Source organism: Marinobacter sp., from assembly GCF_039977835.1.
In the GTDB taxonomy this organism is placed as follows: Bacteria; Pseudomonadota; Gammaproteobacteria; order Pseudomonadales; family Oleiphilaceae; genus Marinobacter.
This window is the reverse complement of record NZ_JBDWCL010000008.1, coordinates 1-3,512: the sequence shown is the minus strand read 5'-3', so window position 1 is coordinate 3,512 and position 3,512 is coordinate 1. Positions and strand designations below refer to the sequence as shown.

At 51.1% G+C, this 3,512-nt stretch carries 5 protein-coding genes; all 5 read left to right on the top strand.

Annotation, left to right across the window (positions count from 1 at the left end):
• Positions 1–562 precede the first annotated feature (562 nt).
• The 5 genes from ABJM11_RS03910 to ABJM11_RS03890 all read left to right on the top strand — a co-directional run bounded on the left by ABJM11_RS03910 (position 563) and on the right by ABJM11_RS03890 (position 3,288).
• On the top strand, positions 563–1,156 hold the full coding sequence (locus ABJM11_RS03910) for a hypothetical protein (protein WP_348293652.1): 594 nt from the start codon (positions 563–565) through the stop codon (positions 1,154–1,156).
• A gap of 110 nt (positions 1,157–1,266) precedes the next feature.
• Complete coding sequence (locus tag ABJM11_RS03905) at positions 1,267–1,674, top strand: GNAT family N-acetyltransferase (protein ID WP_230834342.1); 408 nt, start codon at positions 1,267–1,269, stop codon at positions 1,672–1,674.
• Positions 1,675–1,768: 94 nt separating this feature from the next.
• Positions 1,769–2,236: a nucleotidyltransferase gene (locus ABJM11_RS03900; protein ID WP_224849414.1), complete on the top strand. Its 468-nt coding sequence runs from the start codon at positions 1,769–1,771 to the stop codon at positions 2,234–2,236.
• Positions 2,237–2,304: 68 nt separating this feature from the next.
• Entirely contained in the window at positions 2,305–2,796 is a 492-nt protein-coding gene (locus tag ABJM11_RS03895; protein ID WP_348293649.1) for a cupin domain-containing protein, read from the top strand.
• A gap of 66 nt (positions 2,797–2,862) precedes the next feature.
• On the top strand, positions 2,863–3,288 hold the full coding sequence (locus ABJM11_RS03890; protein ID WP_348293647.1) for a hypothetical protein: 426 nt from the start codon (positions 2,863–2,865) through the stop codon (positions 3,286–3,288).
• The last annotated feature ends 224 nt before the right edge of the window (positions 3,289–3,512 follow it).

Here is a 3,512-nt window from a genome sequence, read left to right as displayed (position 1 = left end):
CGGCATTAACCTTATCAAATGGGCGAAATTGATGGCTGATCATCGGAATGGCGAGAATCGACTAGCTGGTGGCCGCTACAAAAATTTTAGGAATCAGGTGCTGGGAACGACTCGGAATCGGGTTTTTCTACGGCCTCGTTATACACAAGGAATGTTCATAGATCATGGCAAGGAATCGCGGCCAAGGTGGGCCAATTGAAACAAGGTTGATCAGCCTTTTTGCATCGCTGTTTTTCTCTATCCCAACGGCAGTGTTCGTTTGGCTCTGGGTCAATTTGGAGTTGGCCGTCTACTGGGATGGATTTCTCAGCAGTCGTTACCTTATTTCCTGCATCGTAGTTTTCGCGGTGTTGGCGTTGCTGCTCCCGAAACTGTTTCCGTCTATTCTCGGGGGTGTCTGGCGCGGCATAGCCAAGGTTTGGCATTGGTGGGGGTGGTAGCCTTATGTATAACCAATCGTTCAAGTTAGCTACCGGCCTGGCGGCCGTCCGCCGGACGCCTACTACGCTGCGCTCCGCAGGCGCCGCTTAACATTCAGCGTTAAATTCTTCCGGAGATATCGATGAAGAGTCTATTTTTGATACCTCTCGTGCTCTTAATTACGGGGTGTGCGACAACGAAAATGCAAACGCACATCGATCCTGAGCACAGAGATCGTACCTACTCGAAAATATTAGTTGATGCGCCAAATGCGAATTTTGAATTCAAAGAATTAATGATCACCGAGCTGTGCAGCGGTCTGAGGGAAAGGTCAGTCGAATGCATAACCAAGGATGAATTGTTTCCTCCTACCAGGGAATACTCGGAGCCTCGAATTTTCGAAATTATTGATCAGAATGGAATCGATGGATGGCTAGTTGTTGGCATAGGCTCAGGTGCGACGAACAGCCAGTATATGGGGTCTCAAACGTTTGGATCTGCCACAGTTTACGGCAATACAGTTTCGGGCAGCGCAAATTCTATGGCGATGTATTCCTTCAGTCGACAGCAAGGTTACGCGATAACCATGTTTGATATGGATACGAATCATAAGGCCTTCATCATGGAGGCCAGTACCTCTGCATCTGGCTTGGCGAACATAACCAATTCTGTTTTTGCCGAGAGTTTGGCAAACAAAATCATTAACGAGATGTCCGCTGCCGGATTCATTGAGTAGCAGATTTTAACAAGGCCATTAAGGTTGTTCCGGGCCGTTGGCCCTCCACCGGACGCCCTTGTCAGGGCGCCGCTTATGGCTGGCGTTATGCATAAATCAGGAAGCCGAACATGGAAGTAAAGGTTGAACTCAACGGCTCGATACGAGAGCAGGAAGTCATCGCTCTTTATCGCTCGAACCAGTGGTCATCTGCCGATAAGCCTGAGCAATTGATGTCTGCTTTGCGTGGTTCGCACACCTTGGTAACCGCTAGGGTTGGTGGCGAGCTCGTCGGCCTCGGTAACGCAATTTCAGACGGTAGTTTGGTGGTTTACTATCCTCACTTACTGGTGCATCCGGACCACCAGGGAAAAGGTGTTGGTCGGAAAATCGTGGAAGCGATGCAGCGGGTCTACGGCGGCTTTCATCAGCAAATGCTCACCGCAGACGGCAAAGCCATCAAATTTTACAAAGCAATGGGTTTCGAGCGAGCCGGAAAAACGGAGCCCATGTGGGTCTATTCCGGGAACGAACATTAATGCATAACCATGCGCGGCACTCGGACGCCCTTTACGCCGCTTCGCTCTGTAAAGGCCGCCGGTGCGCTTCGCGTTATGCGCAAAAGGAGGAGGCGTGCATCATTTGGCAGCCCAATGGATTGTAGGGTTACTAAGAGATAGGAATATCCCTTTTCTGATCTGTGGGGGACTCGCTGCAAAGGGATATGGCTCTGAGCGTGATCTGAATGACATCGACCTTTTCGTCCCTTGTGAGCACTTTTCGTCAGTGGTTCAGGCCGGCCAGGAATTTGTATCCAAGGCCGCCGCTCACCGCCAAGAGGAAGGCTGGGATCTAACCTACGTCCAGTTTAAGTATGAAGGCATCAAAGTGGAGGTAGGTAACGCTGACTGTCCGCGAATCTTCGATGCAGGCAACGAGACGTGGGTTCCACTCAACATAGATTTTTCTCGCTATGCGACGGTGCATTTGCTGGGTCTTGAGCTTCCCCTTATGCTGAAGGAAGATCTGATCCGGTATAAATCTGCGCTCTCACGGCCGGTGGATATCGAGGATATTCGTGCCATCCGTGAGAGCGCATAACCAAGCCATGCACCGGATGCCAAAACCTCTGCTTCGCGCCGGTTTTGTCACCGGTGATGGCGGGCGTTATGCTCAAAGGAGATATGGAAGTCATGTACCTATCGGCCAATGAAATCGAGCAGCTTGAGGGTGTCGAGAAACAGCACTTTTTGAACCCGGAGGCTCTGCGAATCAACAAGTCCCTTGGTGACGCCGTGGGGCTCCGTAATCTAGGCGTTCATCAGGTACTCGTGCCCGCCGGCCATTACTCGACCGAATACCACGTGCACTATTACGAAGAAGAGTGCATCTATATTTTGTCGGGAACTGGCGTTGCTACGCTAGGAGATCAGCAGCAGCGTATCGGCCCTGGAGATTTCATTGGCTGTCCTATCAATGGCCAAGCTCACGATATGTTCAACGATGGTACTGAGCCGTTGGTTTGTCTGGTTATCGGCCAGCGTCTTGAGCAAGATGTGACCGATTATCCTAAGTTAGGCAAGCGGTTGTCGCGCAATAGTGGCGAATGGACAGTAGTAGAGCATGCCGCTATCACCACAGTTCGCCGCAAAAAAGCATAACAATACGTGTCAGCGGACGCGCTAAAGCGCGCCACTGCACTCCGCGTTAAAGGTAGGCAGGGGGTCATGGCACGGAAGCAATTCCTGGACGGAGCAATCAGAATTGGCGATCTCTCGGAGGTCACTGGTCTGCGCATAACTCAAGTCACAGCAGGAACGGGTAGGGCTTTTCAGGTTATTGCTTTACCCGGTGAGGAAATCGTCTATTGGTCATTTTTCCGTGCCAAAGTAAATCGGTTCGCCATAACCCAAGCCGAAGAGTTGGGGGTTCCTGTCGATTTTGACTCAAGCCTTTTTGGAAAATCATTGAGGTTTAAATACAACTATGCGCCTCACGAGTACGTTCTAGGCGCATTATTTTGCATAGCGGTTGCCGGTTTTTTGCACGTGGATTTGGACAGCTCCACCGTGCCAGTCGCTTTTTTGGTTGGGTTCGGTCTCTTTCAATTTTTACAGGCCTGTAGAGCGAGAACTGTGCTCAAAAACCTTTAACAAGGCGCAGCAGTTCGCGGCCGATGTCCGCCGGACGCCCTTTTCATTGCGGCTGCGCCTCCATTACAAGGGCGCCGCTGTGCTCAGCGTTGAGGCTGTAGAAAAACCCCGAAATCTCCACCCCGGTTTGGTAGGATCAGGCAAACGGACAAGGAGTCGTTGGCATGCCTCGCTTCAAGCATTACAACTACGACCAGAGCGCCATGGTCGTGATCAACTACCAG

Bases quoted from the DNA above. Each gene is read 5' to 3' on its own strand.
- ABJM11_RS03910 (WP_348293652.1), top strand. From the start codon at position 563: ATGAAGAGTCTATTTTTGATACCTCTCGTGCTCTTAATTACGGGGTGT.
- ABJM11_RS03905 (WP_230834342.1), top strand. From the start codon at position 1,267: ATGGAAGTAAAGGTTGAACTCAACGGCTCGATACGAGAGCAGGAAGTC.
- ABJM11_RS03895 (WP_348293649.1), top strand. From the start codon at position 2,305: ATGCTCAAAGGAGATATGGAAGTCATGTACCTATCGGCCAATGAAATC.
- ABJM11_RS03890 (WP_348293647.1), top strand. From the start codon at position 2,863: ATGGCACGGAAGCAATTCCTGGACGGAGCAATCAGAATTGGCGATCTC.